This window comes from Lewinella cohaerens DSM 23179 (assembly GCF_000379805.1).
GTDB lineage: Bacteria > Bacteroidota > Bacteroidia > Chitinophagales > Saprospiraceae > Lewinella > Lewinella cohaerens.
In genome coordinates, this window is sequence record NZ_KB903619.1 from 213,784 (window position 1) to 238,087 (window position 24,304).

The 24,304-nt window shown below is 46.4% G+C and carries 13 protein-coding genes; 5 read left to right on the plus strand and 8 right to left on the minus strand.

Annotated elements, in window-relative coordinates; genetic code table 11:
* Positions 1-212: 212 nt before the first annotated feature.
* Positions 213-1,805, minus strand: coding sequence for an amidohydrolase family protein (locus A3EU_RS0128795; protein WP_020539659.1), 1,593 nt, complete (start codon positions 1,803-1,805; stop codon positions 213-215).
* A 188-nt stretch (positions 1,806-1,993) separates the two neighbouring features.
* Here A3EU_RS0128795 and A3EU_RS0128800 point away from each other — a divergent pair, with 188 nt between their 5' ends.
* Entirely contained in the window at positions 1,994-3,424 is a 1,431-nt protein-coding gene (locus A3EU_RS0128800; RefSeq protein ID WP_020539660.1) for a hypothetical protein, read from the plus strand.
* Between the two features lie 100 nt (positions 3,425-3,524).
* On the opposite strand, the gene A3EU_RS0128805 is transcribed toward A3EU_RS0128800, so the two are convergent.
* The 4 genes from A3EU_RS0128805 to A3EU_RS0128825 all read right to left on the minus strand — a co-directional run bounded on the left by A3EU_RS0128805 (position 3,525) and on the right by A3EU_RS0128825 (position 13,212).
* Entirely contained in the window at positions 3,525-6,809 is a 3,285-nt protein-coding gene (locus A3EU_RS0128805; RefSeq protein WP_020539661.1) for an amidohydrolase family protein, read from the minus strand.
* A gap of 622 nt (positions 6,810-7,431) precedes the next feature.
* Positions 7,432-8,499: a T9SS type A sorting domain-containing protein gene (locus A3EU_RS0128815; protein ID WP_020539663.1), complete on the minus strand. Its 1,068-nt coding sequence runs from the start codon at positions 8,497-8,499 to the stop codon at positions 7,432-7,434.
* 76 nt (positions 8,500-8,575) lie between these two features.
* Positions 8,576-9,619, minus strand: coding sequence for a T9SS type A sorting domain-containing protein (locus A3EU_RS0128820; protein WP_020539664.1), 1,044 nt, complete (start codon positions 9,617-9,619; stop codon positions 8,576-8,578).
* Entirely contained in the window at positions 9,616-13,212 is a 3,597-nt protein-coding gene (locus A3EU_RS0128825) for a T9SS type A sorting domain-containing protein (protein ID WP_020539665.1), read from the minus strand. The genes A3EU_RS0128820 and A3EU_RS0128825 overlap by 4 nt, the downstream gene beginning before the upstream one ends.
* An 836-nt stretch (positions 13,213-14,048) precedes the next feature.
* On the opposite strand from A3EU_RS0128825, the gene A3EU_RS0128835 reads away from it, so the two are divergent.
* Both A3EU_RS0128835 and A3EU_RS32285 read left to right on the plus strand, forming a co-directional pair.
* Positions 14,049-16,202, plus strand: a complete 2,154-nt coding sequence (locus A3EU_RS0128835) for a prolyl oligopeptidase family serine peptidase (RefSeq protein WP_020539667.1) — start codon at positions 14,049-14,051, stop codon at positions 16,200-16,202.
* 330 nt (positions 16,203-16,532) lie between these two features.
* Positions 16,533-17,294, plus strand: coding sequence for a sensor histidine kinase (locus A3EU_RS32285; RefSeq protein WP_020539668.1), 762 nt, complete (start codon positions 16,533-16,535; stop codon positions 17,292-17,294).
* A gap of 82 nt (positions 17,295-17,376) precedes the next feature.
* On the opposite strand, the gene A3EU_RS0128845 is transcribed toward A3EU_RS32285, so the two are convergent.
* On the minus strand, positions 17,377-19,638 hold the full coding sequence (locus A3EU_RS0128845) for a T9SS type A sorting domain-containing protein (protein WP_020539669.1): 2,262 nt from the start codon (positions 19,636-19,638) through the stop codon (positions 17,377-17,379).
* A 256-nt stretch (positions 19,639-19,894) separates the two neighbouring features.
* Complete coding sequence (locus A3EU_RS0128850) at positions 19,895-20,737, minus strand: zinc ribbon domain-containing protein (RefSeq protein WP_020539670.1); 843 nt, start codon at positions 20,735-20,737, stop codon at positions 19,895-19,897.
* A gap of 440 nt (positions 20,738-21,177) precedes the next feature.
* On the opposite strand from A3EU_RS0128850, the gene ald reads away from it, so the two are divergent.
* Together ald and A3EU_RS32290 are read left to right on the plus strand one after the other, a co-directional pair.
* Positions 21,178-22,290, plus strand: a complete 1,113-nt coding sequence (ald, locus tag A3EU_RS0128855; protein WP_020539671.1) for an alanine dehydrogenase — start codon at positions 21,178-21,180, stop codon at positions 22,288-22,290.
* A gap of 179 nt (positions 22,291-22,469) precedes the next feature.
* The gene (locus A3EU_RS32290) at positions 22,470-22,751 is read left to right on the plus strand and encodes a hypothetical protein (RefSeq protein WP_020539672.1); all 282 of its coding nucleotides are present in this window, start codon (positions 22,470-22,472) and stop codon (positions 22,749-22,751) included.
* A 228-nt stretch (positions 22,752-22,979) separates the two neighbouring features.
* On the opposite strand, the gene A3EU_RS0128865 is transcribed toward A3EU_RS32290, so the two are convergent.
* The coding region (locus tag A3EU_RS0128865; protein WP_156825940.1) for a GEVED domain-containing protein at positions 22,980-24,304 on the minus strand (1,325 nt) is incomplete at its 5' end.

Below are 24,304 nucleotides of genomic sequence, written 5' to 3' on the forward strand. Positions count from 1 at the left end.
GAGCGTAGCAAAAGCTGAACTTTAGGGCTATTGGCATTCGGGAGCACAGGGGTAGCAAAACTTCCCTGCTCGGTTGCTTCACCGGGGGCAGCATCTACCGTTGCACCGTTATCGCCAGGAGCGTCGGGTTTACAGCTTGTCATCAATGTAACAGCCAACAAAAGGCTAAAAAAGTACTTCAAATATTGCATGGTAATTATGATTGTTTTTATTTATTTTTCATTAACACCTGGCTGACGAATTTCTACACCTTCGGAAGATTTTGCATCCTGCACCATTGCTTTCACGTCTTCTAAAAGCTGCTGTGCATCGTAAACGACACCGTCTTTAACGGTATATTTCACCCCTTCGGTACGGATGACTTCATTGTTATCATCAAGGCGTATCGCACCTGTGCCGTACAGAACTTTAAAGTCAGCTAGTGGATTTTCGTTTACGATAACAAAGTCGGCTTTCTTACCCACTTCTACCGTTCCTATTTCCTGCTCCATTCCTAGTGCTTCCGCTCCGTTGAGGGTAGCTGACCGAATGACCTCCAGCGGATGGAAACCAGCTTCGCGAAGTAGTTCCAACTCGCGAATGTAGGCAAAACCGTACAATTGGAAAATAAACCCGGAATCAGAGCCCGTGGTTACTCTCCCTCCCCGGTTTTTGTATTCATTAACAAAAGTCATCCATAGACGGTAGTTCTCCCGCCATGCAACCTCTTGTTCGGTGCCCCAGGCATGCCAGTAAGAACCATGACTAATTCGGCTAGGCTGGTAAAACTGCCACAAGCTGGGCAAGGTATATTCTTCATGCCATTCGGCGCGGCGAGCCCTCATGAGGTCACGGTTGGCTTCGTAAATATTGAAGGTCGGATCAATGGTAAAGTCCAGTGCGATCAGGTCATCCATGACTTTATTCCAATGATCGCTAAATGGTGCTGCAGCTTGTTTCCAAAGGCGGCCAGCTTCCTGAAAGCGATCCTGCTCGTTTTGGTAATTGTAGTCTACAGGGTAGTTCTGTACCGTACGATCCGTAAAAAGGGCTTCGGGGAGCCCGTACCAATGTTCCATCGAGGTCAATCCTGCCTCAGCGCTATTGACGACATTCCAGCGACCAACATCCATCTGAGCGTGATGACAAGCCGAACGCAAGCCCAATTTCTTGTTCTCGGCCAATGCTGCACCCATAATATCGGGGTTGGCTCCAAAAAATTTGATACCGTCGGCTCCTTTGGCAGCGTTCTCGCGTACCCAAGCGCGAGCACCTTCTGGTGTGTTGATTTGATCATAATTTCCCTGACCAAAGACCGTATACGCTTCAATACGAGGCGCGGCAATCTCATTGCGATCACTGCGTACTTTATGATCCAACACCCAGTCTAGTCCGTTTCCGCATGATGGGTCGCGAATAGTCGTAATACCGTGGCCTAGCCATAATTTAAAAACATACTCTGCATCAGCACCTTGTGCCCGGCCACCGATATGCCCGTGCATATCCACAAAACCCGGCATCAGGTACATGCCCTCGGCATCGAGTTCGTAGCCCCCTTCCTTCAACTCCGGACGTCTATCGGCATTAATCGGCACATTCGGGTTACCCACTACCTGAATTTTGACGATTCGGTCATTTTCCACCACAATATCAATCGGCCCGCGCGGAGGAGCACCGTTGCCATTGATGAGGGTAACGCCTCTGATGATTAGTTGGTTATGAGGCCCATCTCCTTCTCCAGAAGTGCGGTCAGGAGCGGGGTCAACCTGGGCGGTGAGCAAGGTAGTGATGCCTAAGAACAAGAAAAAAAGGTAAATATGACGCATAGGTTGGTAAGTTTTATCCTTAGTGTAACGCAAAGTAACTGAACCTTCACAAGGTAATAAATTTAGGGATTTGTAGATTATTGTTTAGAGCGGGTTTACCTACAAAATCTGCATTCCTAGTCTGTCAGATATTACTATCTTGTAAAACCTATTAAACCTCTTTCTGTAAAATCCTTAGTTTTTACCTTATGTTGATCACTGAAAAATTTGAACGCGTCTTTTATCGCTTATGCGCCATCTCTGTGGGATTGAGCCTTTTTTATTTAATTCTTTTTTGGAGTAATGGTACACCTCGTTACGGTTCGGAAACGCTCAATTACGGGCCTCTTTTCTTGAATACTATTTATTATACGGCTATACCCATTTGTTTGTGGTGGGGAATTGGCCAGCTTACTGGCGAAAGGCAAGGGAGTTTTATCGCATGGGGTATTCAATCTTTGGTGGCTGGATATCTCTACTATAGTACTTTCACAGACCCCAACAGTTCCTATGAGAATTCTTTGAGCGCTTACTGGTTTAACGCCGTAGGCTTATTGATAGCAGTGAGTGTTTTTGCGTTCTTTCATTTCAAAGAAAGAAGAAAAGCCGTTTCCTTTTTACTAATAGCCTTTTTGGTCTTGCTTGGGTTTAATATGCCCACTTTTGACTATAGTGAATTTGTCGAAAAATTCTACCGCCTTTTTGGAGCAAAAAACTTTTTGTCGCTCAGCATTTCTTCGGGCACCAATTCTACTCGGAGGCTAAACATATTTGCCCTGTTACTTTCTAATTTGCAGCTCCCTGCTTTCTTACTTATTGTTTGGTTCTTAATCAACAAAATAAAGAGTACTCGTTTCCTTGATTTCAAGCAAGTCAGTATTCCTGAAGCATCGCCGATGAGTGTGCTCACTTTTTCTCTGGTTCATTGGGTAACGCGACTAACGCTTTTCGTTTTAATTTTTGGGGCTACACGGCAGTTGCAAAAGGTAGCAAATTTAGATTTTGCTCTCGGGCCATTGGTGTTGTTAACGGCCATTCTAGCAGCATTGTATGCTGTCTCTGTTATCTACCGTAATTTTTTGGTTAGCTATTTTGTATCCAGGGCCAAGTATCCTTCCTGGTGTTACCTTTTTCTAAACCTGCCTTTTGTTCATGTGATAGCTTGGTTGGTAGCAGTGACCATGCCGGCCAGCAAATCTGTAGATTATGGCAATGAGCAAATGATAAAGGAAGATGTTTCAACCACTTTTAGTGCACTTAAAATGCAGTTTACTCAAAACAAGAATGCGGGTATACTGACCTTTATGTTGATCATCATTATCCTCTATACAATTGTTACAAGTCTCAACATTCGGTCGGGTATTGGGTCGCAAAAAACAATTATCGTTGCTATGGGAATCGTAAGTATTCTCTTGCTTTTATGGTACAAGAGCAATAACCGAGCTGTTTATTATATTCTTCTAATTGAGGCCATTTGCCTCTTTATTGCTATGCTACTTGGGCATATTAAATTAATGACTCCACTTATCTTTTGGGGTTTAAGCAATTATATCATCTACTATTCCCTCTTTCACTTTGACCATTTTACCCTAACAAGCAAAGAGGAAGAAACACACCCTACGGCTATTCCTTCCTCTTAGCGATGTTAACTTAAACCATACGAGGGATTATAAGAAAATATAAGTGCCTTTTTTATAGCTAATTAAATGCCCTTATAATCCCTTCTATGGTTCAATAAAATCACCGCTGACAAGCACACTGCGTAGGCATAAATGTACCCGTTTCCGTCATCAGTGGCCAAGCGTTGCCGCTGCCGGGAAGTTCAAAATAGAACTGGCTGCGAAGGACATCGTAATTCCCAATTTCGTTCATCGTGGCGGAATCGTAGAGGCGGCCATTCACCATGGTCATTTCTACGTTTTCAGATTCCTGGATGTTTTCTAATGGGTTTCCGTCAATAACGATGAGGTCAGCGAGTTTGCCCACTTTCAAGCTGCCAATTTCCTGATCCATGCCCAGGTAACGCGCGCCATTGATGGTAGCACAAGCCAGGGCTTCGTGGTTGGTCATGCCGCCTTGCTGCAGCATCCAAAGTTCCCAATGGGCACCAAGGCCTTGTAGCTGTCCGTGTGCGCCAAGGTTGATGTTTACACCAGCGTCGGTCAGTTTCTTCAGCGATTGGCTGGTGAGGATGTGGCCATTCTGGTATTCTTCGTCTGGAACCATCGTACGATGACGGGCTCTGCTGTCAATGACAGGACGAGGGGTAAAACTCAATAGGCGGTCTTTTTCCCACACGTTAGTATTTTGGTACCAATAGTATTCACCGTTCACGCCACCGTAGTTGACGATCAAGGTAGGCGTATTGTGCGCATCCGTTTCTGACCAAAAGCTGGTCACATCTTTAAAGAGTGGCGCTACTGGGATGTTGTGTTCTACGCCGGTATGGCCATCTGCCAACATGCTCATATTGTGGTAAAAGAACGAACCTCCTTCTGGAACAACTAAAAGTCCTAGCTCGCTGGCCGCTTTCATCACCATTTGGCGTTGCTCGCGGCGAGGCTGGTTGTAACTCTTGACACTGAAAGCACCGTAGGCTTTCGTCCGACGCAAGGCAGAACGAGCATCCTCCAGGCTATTGATCACGGCCTTGAAGTCACCATCAGCGCCGTAGATAATCGTACCTGTACTGTAAAGACGAGGTCCTACCATGTGCCCGGCTTTGATCATTTCGCTGTGGCTAAAAATCATCTCCGAGTTGGAGCTGGGATCATGGGCAGTCGTGACACCGTAAGCGAGGTTGGCATAATAGTACCAGCTTTTTTGCGGACTGAGTCCATAGCGGAAATCCCCCAAGTGGCCATGTACATCCACCATACCCGGCATAATGGTTTTGCCCGTACAGTCGATCACTTTGGCATCTCTAGGAATACGTACTTTACCCGCTTCGCCCATGCTGACGATCTTGTTGCCTTCGATCACCAGGTTACCATGTTCAATCACCCGATCACCCTCCATGGTGATAAGGCGCGCATTGGCCAAGACCACTACCCCACTGGGCTTGTCTGAGTTCAGCTCCAACGGCAGTTTCATCCCGGTGCTATCCATCGGCGGCAAGCTATCCGCTGCGCCTTCCAGGAAAGAGAAACGTTCCGTCAGTTCGTCCGAGAAGTATTCGTTACCTAAAGTCCAGAATAAACGCTCGCTATCGGCTGACCAATGGATGTTGATCCCCGCATCGCGTGCGACTTGTGCTACTGGAACCGCCTTGGTGCTGGCGCTGATCCCAACGGTTTTGCCCGTTTTAGGGAACGGTGCAACGTATACTTTGAACAGCTCCGACCAGGCAATCCACTGATTGTCTGGACTGATGCTAAAGCGCTGGGCGTATTTGCCATCAAAGTGCTTCTTTTCGTCGGTACCATTGGTTTTGATACTGTTGAAACTCTTGGTCAAACTACCAAAGAGAAAACCGCCGGTTTGGAAAAATATCCGCTCACCATCGGCGCTGTAGACAGGATACTCGCCACGCGGAGTGACGATGGTAGGCTCGCCGCCAGTAGTGGCGATTGTGTAAAGGCCTGGTTCTGTACAATGGGTGTAGCCTTGGTGGCCGTTGCCGTCATCCTTGCGAAAAACGATCGTGCTTCCGTCTGGAGAAAACGCTGGCGTCCGATAGATACCTGGCTGGGGTGTAAGCACCTTGTCGCTTCCAGTAGCTAGGTTACGCAGATGCAGTTGGCCCATTTTCTCGTCGTTCCAGCTTACGTAGGCGATCTGTTTGCCATCCGCAGAAAAAGCAGGTTCGAATTCAAAGTCGGTGGCTTTGGTCATGCGGGTCGCTTTTTTATCCGTCAGCGACATGCTCCAGAGGTAGCCAGCGGCGCTAAAAACAACTGTTTTCTCGTCGGGAGAAGTGACGAGGTGGCGAATCACATTCACCTCAAACTTATCGTCATGCACTTGGTTTTGCTGCGTACGGGTAGCCGCTACCTGGGTATTGACTTCTACTGTAAAAGGTATCGTACGAGGCAGTGCCTTGGCTTGCGGGTCGGAAGGTACCTGCTGAATTTTACCACCCGCCCAGATGATGATCTGCTGATCGTCGGGCGTCCAATCAAAGCCGGGATAGGTGCCAAAAACGGCCCAGGCTTCCTGCTGGTCTTTGCTTAGTTCGTCGTAAAGGGGGAAGGTTTCACCCGTTTCCAGGTAGTGCACCATCAAGACCGTTTTGGTACGCACGCGACGGACAAAAGCCAGTTTCTTACCATCATTAGACAGCTGCGGGCGGCAAGCACCACCGGGGCCGCTGACTACCGTCTCCACTTTATCTTCCTGCCGATCATAGCGCTTGATCACGTAAATCTGACTGTTAGGATCTTTGTTGTACTGAAAGTAACCACCGGGGTACATGTCTTCGCTGAAGTACACATAGCGCCCATCAGGAGAAACCACCGGCTCATTCACATCCTGCTGATCGTTCTTGCGCTCCGTAAGTTGGATGCCGCTGCCACCTGTAATATGGTAGAACCACATCTCCCCTGCTCCAAGCGAGCGCTGAGAAGTAAAGTGCTTACGAGCCACAATGTACTGCCCATCGGGCGTCCAGGCTGCATTATTGAGGAGTCGGAAGTCTTCTTTGGTAATCTGTTGGGCATCGCTACCATCTGCGTTCATTACCCAGATATTGTCTCCGCCACCAGCATCGCTGGTAAAGAGAATTTGCTGGCCATCGGGGCTAAAGCGGGGTTGTACTTCCCAGGCGAGGCCGGTACGCAAGGCTTTAGCCGTGCCGCCTGTAATAGGCATCTTGTACAAATCGCCCAGCATATCAAAGATGATGGTCTTGCCGTCGGGGCTCACATCGAGGTTCATCCAGGTCCCCTCGTCGGTAGTGAATTTGACGTCTTTCCAGTCCCACTCACCGGGCGGGTTATTGACGTCCCATTTGTCGGCGCTGCCCGATTGGGCGATGAGGGCAAAAGTGGCCAGGGCCAAAAAGAGGGTGCTCCAAAACTTCAGCATAGTCATAAATATTGCGCAAAAAACAAGTCGAACCTTCTCTAAGTTTTTCAAATAATTAACACGCTTGAAATGAATCGCTTAGTCATTTATTTGAAAAACGAATGCTCAATTTATTTTTGTGCTGTTTCTAATCATTGATTTGCTGGGTAAGGTAAGGAAAGATGGAGGGATTAGGTAGCGTGTGTTTTCTAAATACGCAAGAATGCATCAAAATGAGCAAAGCCAATAAGGATAGGATAGAACACGGATTACCTACGGTATCGTCGCAAGCTCCTCAGAGTTTAACGGATTAGACGACCCCGAAGGAGCTGCGAAGCTAATTTTCACTGCTCACACTCCTAATTTAATCTCACCTATGGTTCATCCGTCAGAACCCAATCGAGTTGAAAGGCATCTGCAAGATTCCTTCCAACAGGGATAGGTGTTGCTTGGAACCTCCAAGGTGCCTAGCAACTTGATGGGTACGCTCCTTTTTACTGCGGAAGATTATAGCTGACATTTTGACCTTTTTGCTTTGTGTTTGAATAGGAAGTTGCCCCTCATCACCATTATTTTTACAATCTTGCTAATGCTAACTATTGCCGCCGCAAGAAAATCAACCTCATGTTGAGGCTCTTTTTCGCTACTCCACCACCAACCTCTTCGTCACCTGCCCCGCTTCATTGCTCAATTCGATCCAGTACACCCCCGCAGGCCAAGTGCTCACATCAATGATCTCTCGCTGTATTTGCGCGGTACCATTTAGTTCTTTTTGGAGCATAAATTGGCCATGAGCGTTGATAGCTTTTAGGTAAATTTGGCCGTTTAGACCGCCGTATTTCAGGGTGGTGGTTGTGGTGGCGGGGTTGGGGTAGATACTTAATATCTTATCTATTTCGATTTCTGGCACTGTTGTAACGAGGCTGGCCGAATCAACAATAATCATGAATGCTTTGGTGATAGTGGATAACATCGTCCACTGCTGATTATAGAAAGGATTTGTCGTCCACCTCACCTCTCTTAATTTTACGGCTACGGCGTACTTGCCCGGCAAGAGTGGACGATCCCAGTACATGACATTACTATACATAAAAAGCTCTTCGTTATTAGCAGGAAACGAATATCCGTCGGCGGGGAAATCCGTCAACGAATAACTCAGTGAATCCATATCAAAAGGAGCCTGAGCCATAATAAAACTCTCGTACCATCCTTCGGCTTCGTAATAACTTGGCGACAGAATTTCCATATACGGTCCTTCATTATAAGCATAACCGACGAGCGGGCTAAGGTCTTCACTGAAAATAAGTACAGAGTCTCTAAGAACAAAAGCATTATTCTCTTCTGTATTTACGTTTACGAAATCGTCTGTCAGTTCACCTGCCCTTAATACCAATTCCACGTATTCATTTGTACCGGCAGCATAGATATGGTTTCCACGATAGTAATCAATCACGTACCCATTACCTGCATTGTAAGAGCCAATCAGAGCAAAGTCCTCCACTTCTCCATCTCCCCAATCAAAAGATACAGTACCAACTGAGTTCCCTTCCCGACATACCTGAACCTCGACGACGAGTTTCTGTTGGTTTGCAAAGTAATATTCCTTTTCAATTTCTGCACCACAGACGTTTTGGGCATGGAGAATACTCAAATTCATCAGCAAGAAAAACAGTATTATACCAGCATTCTTGTACGCATCAAATCGGCCCATCTTATTCGGTGTTTATTGTTATCAAAAATACGTAAATAAGACCTCACACACTAGGCACATCGAAAAAATAGGTTGATCACTCTACTATCAGCTTCCGTACCACGCTCCCTTTCGAACTTTCCAATTTCACGAAATAGATGCCCGCAGGCCAGGTGCTGACGTCGAGTTCCGTGGTACTGCTGTTGACGAGAAGTACTGCTTTATGAATGGTTTGTCCTTCTAGGTTGATGACCGAAAGGCTTCCATTACCGTTCAAAGATGCGTAAGTGACCTGAATGCTGTGCGTGGCGGGATTGGGAAAGATCACTAGCTCGGGAGTCACAAGGTCATTTGTATGGGTATCAGTAATAAAATCTTCCTCTGTTAATTCAATGACCAAATAGCGGGTAAACATATTATTGAGAACGGTGCTATTTGGAAACAAACCATGCAAATCAAAACCCAGCAGATATTTGCCCGGTCCGGGAGGATTACGCCAACGAAAAGCTCCTGTCTCGGTATTTAACTGCAAATCTTCCAGAGGCGCTGGGTATTCGTACCAGCCTTGATCACGCCAAAAGAGGAGTTCAACAGAAAAGCCAAAAGCAACACCACCGTCACCATCAGGATCGGTGCCGGAAAGCTGGAAAACTAAATCCCCAGCTTCATCGATAGCGTAGTCAAAAAGAAAATCGTCCCAAGTAGCAAAAGTAGTATCGAATGGGGGGATGCTTGATATACTATTACTGTAGTAAGTCAAAAGGGGAATGGCAAGACTATCTTCAATAAGTGCCAGATGATCAACCTCTACTGGTGGTGTCGGCAACACATTGATGTTTTGCCCTCCGAGGGAAATGTAAAGCACGTCTTGATTATAGCGGTAAATACTTATGCCTCGGTTAACGGGAATTATTTCATCCACAGTCATTACGTAATTTCCCCCTGCCGTTCTCATAACGATAGTGTCCAAACCAAGCTCTTCCTCCGTATGGAAATAAAGATTAACATTAATATTCACCTCAAGGGGACTCACTATATAGGTACATCTAATGTCACCACCACGGAAGTCTTGGGCGGATAATAGGAGTCCGCAGAAAAAGAAAACGCTGATGGAGAAAATGTTTATCAGGGACTTTTTCATCGGGTCAATATGATTTTTTTAGTAATCAATTGGTTGTTGCTTTCCCAGGATAAGAAATAGGCACCCGCTGGATAAGCAGACAAGTTTATTTCGTAGGTGTTCATTTGGCCAGAAACTGGACTCAACGCAACCTTGCTGAGGTAACGACCTGTGGCGTCAAAAACTGATACGGTAGACGTTATAGGAATAGATGCAGAGATATAAACTATTGCCGAGGTAGGATTAGGGAAAACAGAAACTGTTTCAGCAACAACTCCAACTTCTTCTACATCGGTAATTACATCCAAGTCAAAGAAGCCCAGAAATATGGAAAATAAGAAGGGATTATCCTTAATGATTCTATTCGCAAAAAAGCTCTCTGCATTAGGTGCGTACATGACAGTAGGAAAATCTGCTAAATTAGTATTTGATGCGGCATCAGCCACTCTACCACCGAAATACATACGACGATTTTCAGTAACATCTATTTCCTCCAAAAAGTCTTGCGTTCCTCCCAAATACGTCGCCCAACTCGGATTGCGGTCTTCGTCCATCACGAGTATATAACCTGCGGATGGAGTTGTGATTTGCAGTGTGCCCATAGGGCCTGTAACCAGTAAAGGCCCTACGCCGCCAGCAGGAGTGACGGCTAAACTGGTTTCGCCATCATCTTCAATGTCTAAATCATTGATCTGCGCTCCCATAAGGCCAGAGTAAAGCAACGCGCCAGTATTGGAAAATTCGGTATAGAAGCCGTTATCGTTAGCCGTAGACATGGTAAAAAAGGGAGACGATACATTGTCCGTTACTGGAAAGTCATCACTGCGGGTCCAACCAACAATAACTGGTTCATTATCAGGAGTTAATTTCAAATCATAGAGTTGCTCAAAATTTTCATCCCCACCAAAATAGGTCGACCAAGAAAGATCATGAGGAGAAGGACTAAACTTTGCGATAAAAACAGCTGGATTATCACTCGTAGGCAGCGTTCCGGGATAAGTATCAACGTTTTCTGCTACGATGGGCGTTGCGTCACTACGCTGGGATACGCCGGCAATGAAGATATTATTATTCTGATCTGCTTCGACCTCCCTAATATCCCCAGCGGGAAACTGCGTTCCCCATATCATACTCCCAAAACCTGCGCTAAACTTGTTGATAAATGACCTGCCGATTGAGGTAGAATAGGAACCAGACTCAATGACCAAAGTTGCATCCGCCCCAAGTCCAACTACCAGGTAACCACCATCAACATATTTTACAATATCACGAATTCTCTCCACGGAAGAACCATCTTCCCCTAAGAAAGTAATATGATCTGCCTGGCCATCAAAAAGGAAACGAGCTATAAAGCCATCAGCGCAAGTAACCATATTGTTAGAACACCGGTTTTCATTATCAAAGAAAGATTCTCCATTATCTAATAGTGGGAAATTAGTGCCATTAGCCGCTAAGCCACTAGTAGGAGCAGTACCTCCAATCGTGATTATCTCTTCTTCTACCAGCACCGTAAATGCTTCTTCGTTAGCAGTACCTCCCAGATAGGTAGACCATACTAAATTGATGTCATCATCGAAGCGAGTCAAAAACGCATCTTTACTGCCTACCATGTCTCCAGGAAATGGTTGCGCACCATTGTCGTTAGGAAAGTTATTACTTCTGGTATATCCAGTTACGAGCAGATCGTCACCATTAGGTGTACTTCTGGTTCCGATATCCTGAGTCACATCTTCTCTATTTCCTCCTATAAAAGAACACCATTCCAAATTAGTCGATCCTCCGGTCGGTGCTGTCGGGATACCCCCTCTCACCCCAATCACCAAATACCGATTACTCACACTATTCACCCCCGTGATCTCTACCTTATTACTCCCTACCAGACTATAAGCTGGCGTATCCGTATTGGAATAGCTGGTCCCCGCCGCATCATAGCTCGACAGCGTCGGCTCCGGCCAGACGATGGTGCCCAGCGCGGTGGTGATTTCGAGTTCACCACTCCCGTTTACCGCCAGACTAGTGTGCCCGGTGAAGGTAAAGACGATCGCATCGGGGTCTACGCCGGGTTCGATGATGATGTCATAGGTATGCCCGGCTCCGTTGCTGCCGTGAAGGAGGTCGATGCCCGTCCAGGCATCGGTATGTAGTACTTGGTCGGTCAGTGGTACTTTTGTGCGGCCTTCGTTGATGTGGCCCAGGTAGTAGTTGTGGTAGCTGCTGCGCTTATCGAGTGCGAATACCCGCTGGCTTTTATCATCGCTGAAAGTTACGTCTACCCGGCAGAGGGTGTCTGGCGTAGTGGGAACGGTATCTATCCGAGCCTGTACTATGCTCAACTGAGCGTTTTCCAGATAATGGTTGCCTGCGTAGTACTTGATGTCTTCGGCGACGGTGCCGTTGGTTTTGGTCAGTTGGTCGTACTGGTGGATGTAAGGTAAGGCGGCGTTTGACGTTTCGCTATTAGGTGGCAAGAAGTAATCTTTCTTGGCAAAACGTACCGCCGTAGGGAATTGGCCGTTGGCTCCGGCAGCGGTCTTGCCGCTCATGATGATGCCGCCATCTTCGTCTTCCAGCAGGGTTTCGGCCCGGTCGTTTCCACCCACCCAGCCTGCAAAGGTGAGTTCGTGAAGCAGGCTACCAGTACTGGAACTGCGGCGCTGTAACAGGTAATCTTCGTCGGCTACTTCGTGGATTTGGCCACAGAGGTAGATTTCGCTACTGCCTGTAGCTAGGAGTACATCGGTGATCTCGTCTTCGCCGCTAGCCGCTCCGCTGATGGTTTGCTGCCATTGGAGGGTGCCGCTGCTGTTGTATTTAAGGAGGAGACCATCGCGGTCGCTACTACTGGTGGTTATGAAGCCACCTACGATCACGTCGCCGTTGGTAGCTACAGCAATGGCATTGGCCTGATCGTCTGCGTCTGCGGTACCATTAAAGGTTTTCTCCCACTGGATAGTCGCACCGTCGTCCAATTTCACGACCACTATATCCCGACCCTGGGTCGTGGTCGGCTTCCAGCCCGTAATGTAAATGTTGTCGTTGGCATCGAGGGTCACGTCTCCTACTTCTGCCAGCGTTACTTCGTCACTACTCGCACCAGCGATTAAGCTGCCATTGGTGGAGTTGTATTTACGATCCAGCACGTGCCACTTTTCACTCACCGTAGATTCACTGAGGGCTACGATATGCACGGTACTCGTGGAAATAGCAGCCACGTAGCTTCCGGCATCAAAAGCACCATAACCATCGTGCGTAACTGACCAACTCAGTGTACCGTTGCTTTGGTAAGCAAGTACCAGTAGGTCCATATTGCTAATAGTACTACTGGTGCCGCCCGTCACGAAGACATTGTCGTTAGCATCTACGGCAATCCGCAGCCCGCCGTCGTAAAAGGAAGCAGTGCCATCGTACAGTTCGTACCAGGATAAGCTGCCCGCACTGGTGTATTTCAGCGTAAGGGCATCATAATTGTTGCTGCCATTGTACACTGCACCGGTGATTAGAATATCGTCGTTGCCGTCCAGGATCATATCACCCAGCAGGATATTTGCCGTAGTCGCCGCCAGATTAAAGGTATCGATCCACACCTGCACTCCCTTGAGGGTGGACTTGGACAAGACCAGATCGTGCTGCCCGTCGTCGTTGAGCTGGTGTACCGCTTCGTAAACGTGATCGCCCGCGGTGATACTGAGATTGCGCCCAGCCAGCGTATTACTGATGCCTTGGTTGTTGACCCAATCGCGCAGCCAGATGTCATTGTATTCCTGGGCGGAAATATTGAAGGATAAAATTAAAATGAGAAAAAAACTAGAGAGGTAGAGAGGTAGCGTTCCGCATAAGTTATAGTTTTTAGGTTGAGATTGCTATTGCTTTTTAAAGCTAAGTGTTATTTTATTGTATTCCTAATTTAAAATTAAAAAAGATACATCCTCCTAAATATTTAATATTGGGTTTACGAACGTTCTTCCATCCTGCGGATCGGTCCCTCCAGCGGGACACATTTTGGGGTGGCTAGTGGTATACTTGCCATTATGTGATCCTGACTACAGTAGCTTTGGGCGAATAGGAACGGGCTTAAGGCCTGAGTTTTTTAGGTTGCGCGGGCTTCAGTCCGCATGGTTGTGTCTTTTAAATGCGGACTAAAGCCCGCGCAACCTAGTGCGTAGGCCAGGGGCCGAAGCTCGGCGGATCCCGATTTTCCATCGGGAGAGCAGGCCGAAGGATGGGCAGCGGTTCTGCTCCTTAGGGTCGGGTTTGAAACCCGACCCTAAGGAGCAGAAAGAGCAGACAGCCTGGTGCCGATCCCGTCCCGACTTTTCCAGTCGGGACGGGAGACGGCACGGCCCCAAATACTCCTTCCCCCATTTTCACTTCCTAATACCATTGATTCGCTGAACTAGTGGAGACAGCATCCAGGGAATTGTGTATTTTTAGGGAAACCAAATAAAAAAATATGCTTATTCGCATCCTTAGCTGTTCTTGTCTGTTATTTTTGCTGGCTTGTAACAACAATACAGAACAAGAAGTGACTACAACAGCTTACGAAAAAATGACTGTCAAATACCCTGCAACGGCGACCGTTGACCACACAGATGATTACCACGGAACGGCGATTGCCGACCCTTACCGCTGGTTGGAAGTAGATACGGCGCAAGATGTGGAAGCCTGGGTGAAGGAGCAAAATGCAGTGACCTTTGGCTACCTGGAAAACATTCCTTTCAGGAAAAAAATTGAGGAGCGCCTCACGGAGTTGCTCAACTATCCGCGCTTGAGTTCTCCTTTTCGGGCGGGCGATTACTACTTTTTTTATAAGAATGATGGTCTGCAAAACCAGGCCGTGATTTATTACCAGAAAGGATTGGATGGTGAACCGGAAGTGTTTATTGACCCCAATACCTGGTCGGAAGCGGGTACTACGGCAATTAGCCTGGTAGGTTTCTCGGAAGATGATCGCTACGTTGCTTTTACGGTAGCCGATGCTGGTAGTGACTGGCGGAAGATCAAAGTGATGGAAGTGGCCACCAAGAAAGAGCTGGACGATGAGCTGGAGTGGGTGAAATTTAGTGGTGCTGGCTGGTCGGGAGACGGCTTCTTTTATAGCCGCTATCCTGCGCCTGAAGCGGGACAGGAATTGTCGGGTAACAATCAATACCACAGTGTGTATTTTCATAAGCTGGGGACACCGCAGTCGGAAGACGAGCTCGTGTTTCGGGATGATGATAACCCGAACAACTACCACTACGGCGGCGTGACGGAAGATGGTGACTACTTTGTGATGTACGACGCACCGGGAACGGATGGTTTTGCGGCTTACTACAAAGACCTGAAGAACGACGGTGATTTTGTGGCCTTGTTTCCTGGCTACAAAAACAAGAGCAGCATTGTACACAACATCGGCACACGAATGCTGGTGTTGACCGACATTGATGCGCCAAAATACCGCCTGGTAGAAGTAGACATCAATAACCCAGGAAAAGAAAACTGGAAAGAGATCATTCCGGAATCAGAAAATCTGCTACAGAGTGTTTCTAGTGGCGGCGGCTACCTTTTTGCCAATTACCTGGAGAATGCGACCGACCGCTACTACCAGATGGCCTACGACGGCAGCAACAAGAAAGCGATTGAGCTGCCTGGAACGGGTAGTGCTGGTGGCTTGGGTGGCGAAGAAGAAGATAAGGTGTTGTTTTACACTTTTACTTCGTTTACTTACCCACCAACGATCTTCAAGTACGATGTAAAAACGGGTACTTCGGAGCCTTTTTATCGGGCAGAGCTGAAATTTAACCCAGAGGATTATGTAGAAACGCAGGTTTTCTACCCTAGCAAGGACGGCACCAAGGTGAGCATGTTTTTGGTACACAAAAAAGGCCTCAAAATGGATGGTAGCAACCCTACCTATCTGTATGGCTACGGTGGGTTTAATGTAAGTCTGACGCCGAGCTTCAGTGCTTCACGGCTGGTGCTGCTAGAGAATGGTGGTGTATTTGCGATGGCCAACCTGCGGGGGGGCGGCGAATACGGTGAAGAATGGCACAAAGGCGGAATGCTGGACAAGAAGCAAAATGTTTTTGACGACTTCATTGCTGGTGCAGAATACCTGATTTCGGAAGGATATACTAGCAAAGAGAAGCTGGCGATAGCTGGCGGTAGTAATGGTGGCTTGCTGGTAGGCGCTTGTATGGCGCAGCGGCCCGACTTGTTTGCGGTGGCGTTTCCTGCCGTAGGTGTGATGGACATGCTGCGTTACCACAAGTTCACCGTAGGCAAGGGCTGGATTCCTGAATATGGTTCAAGTGATGATCCTGAACAATTCAAGAACCTGCTCAGCTATAGCCCGATACACAACCTCAAAGAAGGTGTAGCTTACCCTGCCACGATGGTAACTACTGCTGATCACGATGATCGGGTGGTGCCTGCCCACAGCTTCAAGTTTGCGGCACAGCTACAGAAAAGCCATCAGGGCGACAACCCAGTACTGATTCGCATTGCTACCGATGCCGGGCACGGTGCCGGTAAGCCGATCAGTAAAATTATAGAAGAACAAGCCGATCAATGGTCGTTTTTCTTCTATAATACGGATGCTCCGGTGATTTATATAGAAGGTTAGGGGTCGTGAATACAAGCCAAATAAACCAGCCAGATTAGGAACTTAAGTGTAAGGGTTGGGTGGGCTTAATAGGCTTGCGACTCACTCGCTTAATAATTCTCATTTCACCCAAAGATTCTAAGGGTGTAAGGGTGTAAAAGTGGAAGGGTGTAAGGGTTGGTTTTCGTGTGGGCTAAAGCGAACTTTTACACCAATAAAACCCTTACACTTTTACACCTAAATTAAACCTTTTACACCCTTACACTTTTCCAGCTATAATTTTTTTTACACCCTTACATCTACAAAACCCTTCCACCTTCCTTACCTTTGTGTTAGAACAAGCACGAAAAAATGCCCGACGACCAACTTTCAAAAGGGGCTGAAAAAGATCTATTGATCGCGGAATTACAGCAGCAAATCAAAGACCTTCAACAAAGTAACCAGGATTTAGAACATTTTGCTTACGTTGCCAGCCATGATTTACAAGCACCTCTTCGTACTGTCGAGGGATACCTTGGTATTATTCGCCAAGAGCTTGAAAAAGAGAATATCCCTGTTGATATCGAAGAATATTTTCAGCACGTCACCTTCGGTGTTAAACGGTTGCAACAACTTATTAAGGATTTATTGGAGTATTCCCGAGCGGGCCGCATGGTAGAACGCCAACGGGTGAAGACGCTCCCTATGCTGGAAATTGTGAAGTATAATTTGCGGCACAACATAGAGAAAGGAGCAGCTACGGTGACCACCAGTGGGCTGCCGGAAGAATTTCAGGGCCACCGTATGGGGATCACTCAACTGTTCCAGAATCTGCTGGCCAATGCTATCTATTTTGGCAAGGAAGACACCTCTAATCAAATCCATATTGAAGCTGTTGACAAAAAGGATTACTGGCAGTTTTCTATTGCTGACCAGGGAATTGGTGTCGCGCCCGAGAATCACCAAAAGATCTTTGAACTTTTTACTCGCTTGATTCCCCGCGAGGTAGATGACAAAGGTACGGGGATTGGTCTGGCGCTATGCAAACGAATTGTGGAGAGCCATAATGGTAAAATCTGGGTGGAGAGTGAGCTTGGAAAAGGGAGTATCTTTTATTTTACGATCAAGAAATAGACTGCTATTTTCCAGCTATTAATGGACTCTTTTTACCACATGAGACACAGAAGATGATTCTTTTACGTAGACTCAAGTCTACCTACTCTACCACGATCTTCTTCACAGAACTCCCCGTTGATGTACGCAACTGTAAGAAATACAATCCAGCAGGATATTTACTAACGTCTATCTGGGTGGTAGAAGAGGACACAGACTGCCACAAAACGCGGCCCTGCTGATCGTAGAGGCTTAATACACCTTCCTGAAGACCTTTACCGGAAAAGAAAAGCTGATCACTTGCTGGATTCGGATACACCTGCCACAAAGTGGATTGATCGACGATATTTTCTGCATCAACCGTGCCGTCTGGCAAGAAATTGGTAGAAAAGAAGCTCACTCCTCCCCTTTCGTTGCCCAACATGAGATCAAAGAAGTCGTCTCCATTCCAATCCCACAAGACAGGATGGGTGTAAATCCCTTCATTTAGGTCGAGCAGGTTTTCACTAACCGTTGTGAAAGCGGAGCCATCAAGGTGCCCTTCAATATCGCGGTAATACTCTAGTGAGCCGGATTGTGTACCTAAAAACAGGTGGTACTCTCCATTAATATCTACAAAAAAAGTCGTTGAATAGCCCACAGAGAAGCCTGGTATACGAGCATCGACCTGCCCCAGTTGACGAACATTGGGCGCTATCTCTTCATCATCGCCGAACATGGCAGCTCCTATGGTTCCTACATTTTGGAAATAATTGAGGTTGCCGGTTTTTTCGCCAACAACGATATCACCTAAACCATCACGATTGAGGTCCACTATTTCCGGAGTGGCTGCCTGGCCAATATCAATCCCCATGTAGCCATAGGTTGCTGCGCTAAATACGGCGGGTTGGCCTTCACCAGCTGTGTTTTCGAAGTAGAACAGCTTACCCTCAATATCTCCGACCAAAGCATCATCATCACCATCGCCATCCAGGTCGCCAAAAGCAGGCGAAAAAGCGTAAGTGCCCGTACCCGGGACCGTACCATTGTACTGCGCCATCCCCAGGTAATCATCGCTAACCAGTGTAAAAGCAGGGGAATCCGCTGATCCTGTGTTTTCGTATAAATACAGGCGGCTGTTTTTAAATCCTAACTCTGCATAAAAAGAGAAGTTACCCACTACTAAATCTTGCAGTCCATCGGCATTGTAATCCAATAATGCAGGATGTGAGCGTGTCCCCAAGTCTATCATTTCTCCAACCAAAAGATCATCCTGGCGGAAATCAAAATTTGGGTTGCTGTCTGTGCCTACATTCTTGTAGTACCATACATTTTTGTGGTCAATACCAATGTTATCTTCATTACTGGCTACTACTAAATCTCGTTTGTTATCTCCATCAATGTCCAAGAAAAATGACGCAGGGAAAAGCGGTAGATAAGCAGGTACATCGTAGCTAGGAAAGTTGATATCCTGGGCAGTCATCCAGGCATCGCTACAGTTGTTGCCATTGGTGGCCATTGTAAGCGAGGAAAAAGAAAGGTCGCCAAGCACAAGATCGTGGTCGCCATCGCCATCTTCATCAAACGTGAGGACGGTCGAGCCTACGTGCCGGTCTTCTATTTCACCACTGACGATGCCGCTGGCACATTCGCCTGCACTGGAAGCTAGGTCTAATTCAGGAGAAAGGCCACTTTCATAAATACCCCCATAGCAATTTTCTGTCAATTCAAAAATGAGGCTGTCTTGCCCGTAACCATTTTCTACAGACAGGTTGGTATACAATTCCAAGAAACCACCACTGATATTGAAGGTCAAGATATCCAGATCGCCGTCACAATCAATATCTGTTATATCCGGATAGTCGATATTGCTAATATAAAGCTGTGTATCTGCGCCTCCAGGAGTAGGCACAAAAATGATATTCAACTCATTGTCAAAATAAAATCGTTCAAAATCAATGATACCTTCCGCCGAATAACTGCCCGTATAAACCTGAACACCAGAGGCTACATTGCGATTGTAGGTGAAAATGTCTTCAATACCATCATCATTGTAATCACGAAGCAGAACCCAAGAATCGAAGGTCGGAAAGTTGACAAGCAAGTCTGGTCGCAGCTGCCATTTGCCGCTAGCGTCCTTTGTGAATCCCATTGATACATTCCCTACCCTGTCAAATGCAAAAAGGTCTTTCTGTCCATCATTGTTGAGGTCTACCGTTGAAAACTGCGGGCTATTCAAGCCGCCAGTGAAGCCTAATGACGAAGGGCTTCCGTTTTGGGTAACCGTGGGAAAACGGCGCTCGAAATTAATATTCTGAGCAGTTCCAGAAGGGATAGCATAGAGGAACAGGGAGACGAAAAGTAAGTAGCGAAACGTAGTATTCATGAAGTATTTCATTAGAGAATTTCAAAGATAACGGGCCTGCTTATCATTATGCTTTAATAGGCACACATCTTTAGCAAGGAAGGCTACAAATCTGCAATATTGTTGATGATGGAAGGATTGATGGTCCATCCAGAACAAACACATTTATCAAACCTCTTTTTCCCTGTAAAACGCAAGCCTAAACAAAGTCAGTTTGACTGTAGGAATGTCGAAAATAAAACCCGTAGACAGAAGATATGTTTAGAAACACGTCCGCTTATAAATCGGCACGAAGTAATCGCGATAACCGACGGAGTAGCCAGATCATTTTGGTGTTAAGGCTAGGCGACGCATTGAAGTAGAGTTCATTGATGAGGAGCCATTCTTTTTCTTTCGACAAGGCAAAAAGCTTGTGATAATAAACCCGTTGTGCTGCTTGCAAACCCGACTTCCAGTAGAGCGCCTTTTCGGTCATCGCAAAACCTTTTTTTGCATTACCCAATAGGCTTTGGTCACAAATAAACCATATTTTTTCTTCCCTTTCGGGAAAAAGAAACGCTTTACCGGCGTTACGAATCTTATTGACGGGCATCTTCACAAAATCGGTATACAGACGTTCTTCTTCGTGTTCAAAATCCAAAAATGCGAGTGCCATTTCGCCAAGATCAATCTCCTCTACTGGCAATTGCTGATAGCGCAACAACACCTGAGGCAGTACAATCTTATTGACATCTGCACAATGGATGATAAAAAAGAAATCGAGCAAATCATCGCATAAGTGACGAAGCTCATGCAAATGACGTTGCTGTTCTGTTTCATGAGGAGATATAGTCAGGCTTTCTTCCCATTGCAAGAGGCGTCTTTGTACCGTTTCTCTGTAATTACTTTCGTAAAGACGCTCTTGGTATTGCGGTAGCTGAGCTTCGTCTTGTTCGCAGGCTACCCTTTCATTCAATCGTTCCTGAAACCGGGCAAATGCTTGTTGTACAAGTGGTGCCTCCCAGTCCCAATCCGGTGTAGCAGTAGCAGGCTTCAAGCTAGATAACTGAAGCGCTCCACATTGATGGCAAAAGCGAGCCTCTGGCGGCAAGCTGGTCTGACAATTAGCACAAATCTTCATAAGCGCCAAGATAGTTAATATAACGTGAGGTTTACCTTCTTGGGTTCTTAAAAAGTGAGGAATAACAAGGCGTCGCGAAGCAGCATCAGAGGTAAACCTCACTGTACGGGGCACTTAATAAAAGTGTATCAAGGATATCACCCCCTTCAGAAAAAACACCCCTTTCTCGTTTCTAGCAAACACTCAATCATCCAACTATTTCGTGCTGGATATTTTTGGCACGCTTATTGTTTTATACTATACAAGATTACAATTTGTTAAAAAGGTTATGCAAAAAAAAGGCCCGTTTCGTAAACGGGCCTTTTTTTATGGTAAGTCTTATTCCTTCTTCCTATCTTTGCCGCGAAATTTGAGAAAAGGAAGCAAACGTTGTCTTTCATCTCAATATATGCCTTAACCAACTAGGGGCTCCACTGCTCCTGCACTAAACTTATCACCACATGATCATTGGTGTTCCTAAGGAAATCAAGAACAACGAGAACCGCGTAGCACTTACTCCCGCTGGAGTGATGGAGTTAAAGAAGCGTGGCCATGAAATCTATGTTCAAGCAACTGCCGGTATGGGTAGTGGTTTCGCCGATGATGATTATTCTAATGCCGGAGCTAAACTTCTTCCTACTATCGAAGACGTTTATGCTATTGCTGAAATGATCATCAAGGTTAAAGAGCCTATTGAGTCGGAGTACAAACTCATCAAAAAGGACCAACTGCTCTTCACCTATTTTCACTTTGCTTCTCACGAGCCGCTCACCAATGCCATGATTGAAAGTGGCGCTACTTGCTTGGCTTACGAAACGGTAGAGTTGCCCAACCGTAGCTTGCCGCTACTCGTGCCTATGAGTGAAGTTGCTGGCCGGATGAGTATCCAGGAAGGTGCCAAGTATCTCGAAAAACCTATGGGTGGCCGTGGTGTACTGCTAGGTGGTGTGCCTGGAGTTATGCCTGGCAAAGTGATCGTTCTGGGCGGCGGTGTTGTAGGTACTGAGGCAGCGAAAATGGCTGCTGGATTGGGTGCCGATGTAACTATCCTCGACATCAGCTTGCCTCGCCTCCGTTACCTCAGTGATACCATGCCTGCTAACGTGAAGACGCTCTACTCCAATGAGTACAACATCCGTGAGTTGATCAAAACGGCCGACCTTATCATTGGTGCAGTCTTGATTCCTGGTGCAAAGGCGCCTAACCTCATTACGCGAGCAATGCTCAAGGATATGCGCCCAGGAACGGTACTCGTAGATGTAGCCGTAGACCAAGGTGGTTGTATCGAAACGTGTAAGCCCACTACCCACGCTGATCCTACTTTCGTGATCGACGAGGTGGTACACTACTGTGTGGCCAATATGCCTGGTGCAGTGCCTTACACTTCTACCCTGGCATTGACCAATGCCACGCTGCCTTACGCTATCCAACTAGCCGACAAAGGCTGGCAGAAAGCTTGCCGTGAGAACCAGCCGCTTGCACTTGGCCTCAATATCGTTGACGGCAAAGTTGTTTACGAAGCAGTAGCGGAAGCCTTCAATCTGGATTACACGCCATTGGAGGACGTTCTTTAACTTAAGGTATATCGTAGTATAAGGATTCAGTTTCAGTCCTCAGCGTCTGATCTACCCATTAGACTATCACATATCCTGTACTTTGTACTTCGTACCCAGTACTTTTATATCACTTAGCCACTCGCTCCCGCTACCAAATCATTGGCCAGGAACGAGTGGCTCTTTTCTCCCCCACGCTTATGCGAATTCTAGGTTACCTCGATCATCCTGTCCTCAAAATCACTGTTTTCAAGACAGACACCCGCCTGTCCATCAAGTTCGAAAACAACCATTTCGAGCAGACCTACAAATTCCGCCCTACCGAAAAGACCAACAGCCTCAATGAGCTCCGTCAACTGATCGACGAGCCGTTTATTGAAAAAGTTATGAATCATTTCCAGCAAATGGATCAAGACTTCGCTGCCGCTTTTGAGCGCAACTTTCCCGATGATGAGGACGATGATTTTCCAGAGATTATTTAAAGAAGGTATCCTATCGTAATTTCGCCCCTGATCGTATGAATGCGATTACGCAATTGTACGATTAATACGCTCCAGCGGCTTTTCAGTGTTTCCAGGTTAATTCTGTTTTATGGGCCATGCCGGTATTGGCGTTGCCTTGCAAACAAAAAGAGGCTGCCTTCTTAAGAAGACAGCCTCTGGTCAGAATAGCATAGCTAAATTCTGGCTATTGATTCCGAAGGATTCAATTTACCGAACTACAGCAATTTTTCCGATAAATTTCTCTTTACCTGTTCTAACTTGAACAATATAGGTTCCTTCAGGCAAATCAAATAACTCCAATCGGAGTAAATTATTACCTTCTAATACTTCCGTATTGACCAATTTGACGGTCTGCCCTGTCAAGTTAACTAATTCAACTACTGCTTCTCCGCTGTTATGAGCGTTGAAGTCCAATTGAACATATTCCATAGCAGGGTTAGGGGATATCCCTAAATCAGTTTTGCCATAGACAGGATTTATTGCCTCTGGCATCGCGGAACCAATCACGACAGTGTAATCTTCTACTTCACCATATTGGAAACTTTCACATGGAGTAGAATAGCCGTTGTACTTCATGGATACACGCATCCGAGTAGAACCAGATGGAACATTGCTAGGAATGTAGGCAGAGCCTGTAATAGCAGAAGTACCATTACCTTGACTTACCATTTCGCCACTGTCAGTAAAGTCGCCATCCTTATTGAAGTCAATCCAAATTGTCCAGTATTCATCGAAGGCTGTACTTGTATAGCCAGGAGTTAACGTCCAAGAAACATTACTGTTTGCATTTATAACAGTAGACATTCCGGTATAATTCGCATATCCATCATTATCGCCTGAATTATTATTAATTCCACCAAACTGTACACTTTGTATCCATTCATCACGGGTGGTAATTCCATTTGAATTACAGTAGGAGTTTCCTCCACCGCCGCCACCACCACCACCGCTGGTGACGTTAATCGTATAATCTTCCACTTCACCATACCCTGCATTTCCACATGGAGTGGTATTGACAGGAGCGAAATTTGTATCAACCATTCGAATTCTCATTCTGGTAGCTCCTAAAGAAGCATTTCCGGGAGCGGTAATAGAAGTAGCTACTGGACTACTACCCATGCCTGAGGTAAATACTTTCTCACCACTATCAGAGAAGTCGCCGTCACTGTTCCAGTCAATCCAAATATGCACCTGATCGGCAGAGTATAAATTTCCAATTGATACTGAAATGCTTTGAGACTGTCCAATTGCAATATTAGTAGACAGAGAAGTGTAGTTGGTGTAACTTGAAGAGCCAGAAGAGTTGTTGATGGAGCCCATCGTTACATTGCTAATATATTCATAAATATTAGTATTACCGGCAGAACAATATGTGCCGCCACCGCCGCCGCCACCGGTAGTAGTGAAGGTTTTCGTAGCTGACCATGCAGACCAGTTTGATCCACACCAAATGTTAACTTGGTATTCGTACTGTGTTCCAGCAGTCAAACCAGAGATATTCATATATCCATTGGAAGAATAGTTTGTACCTA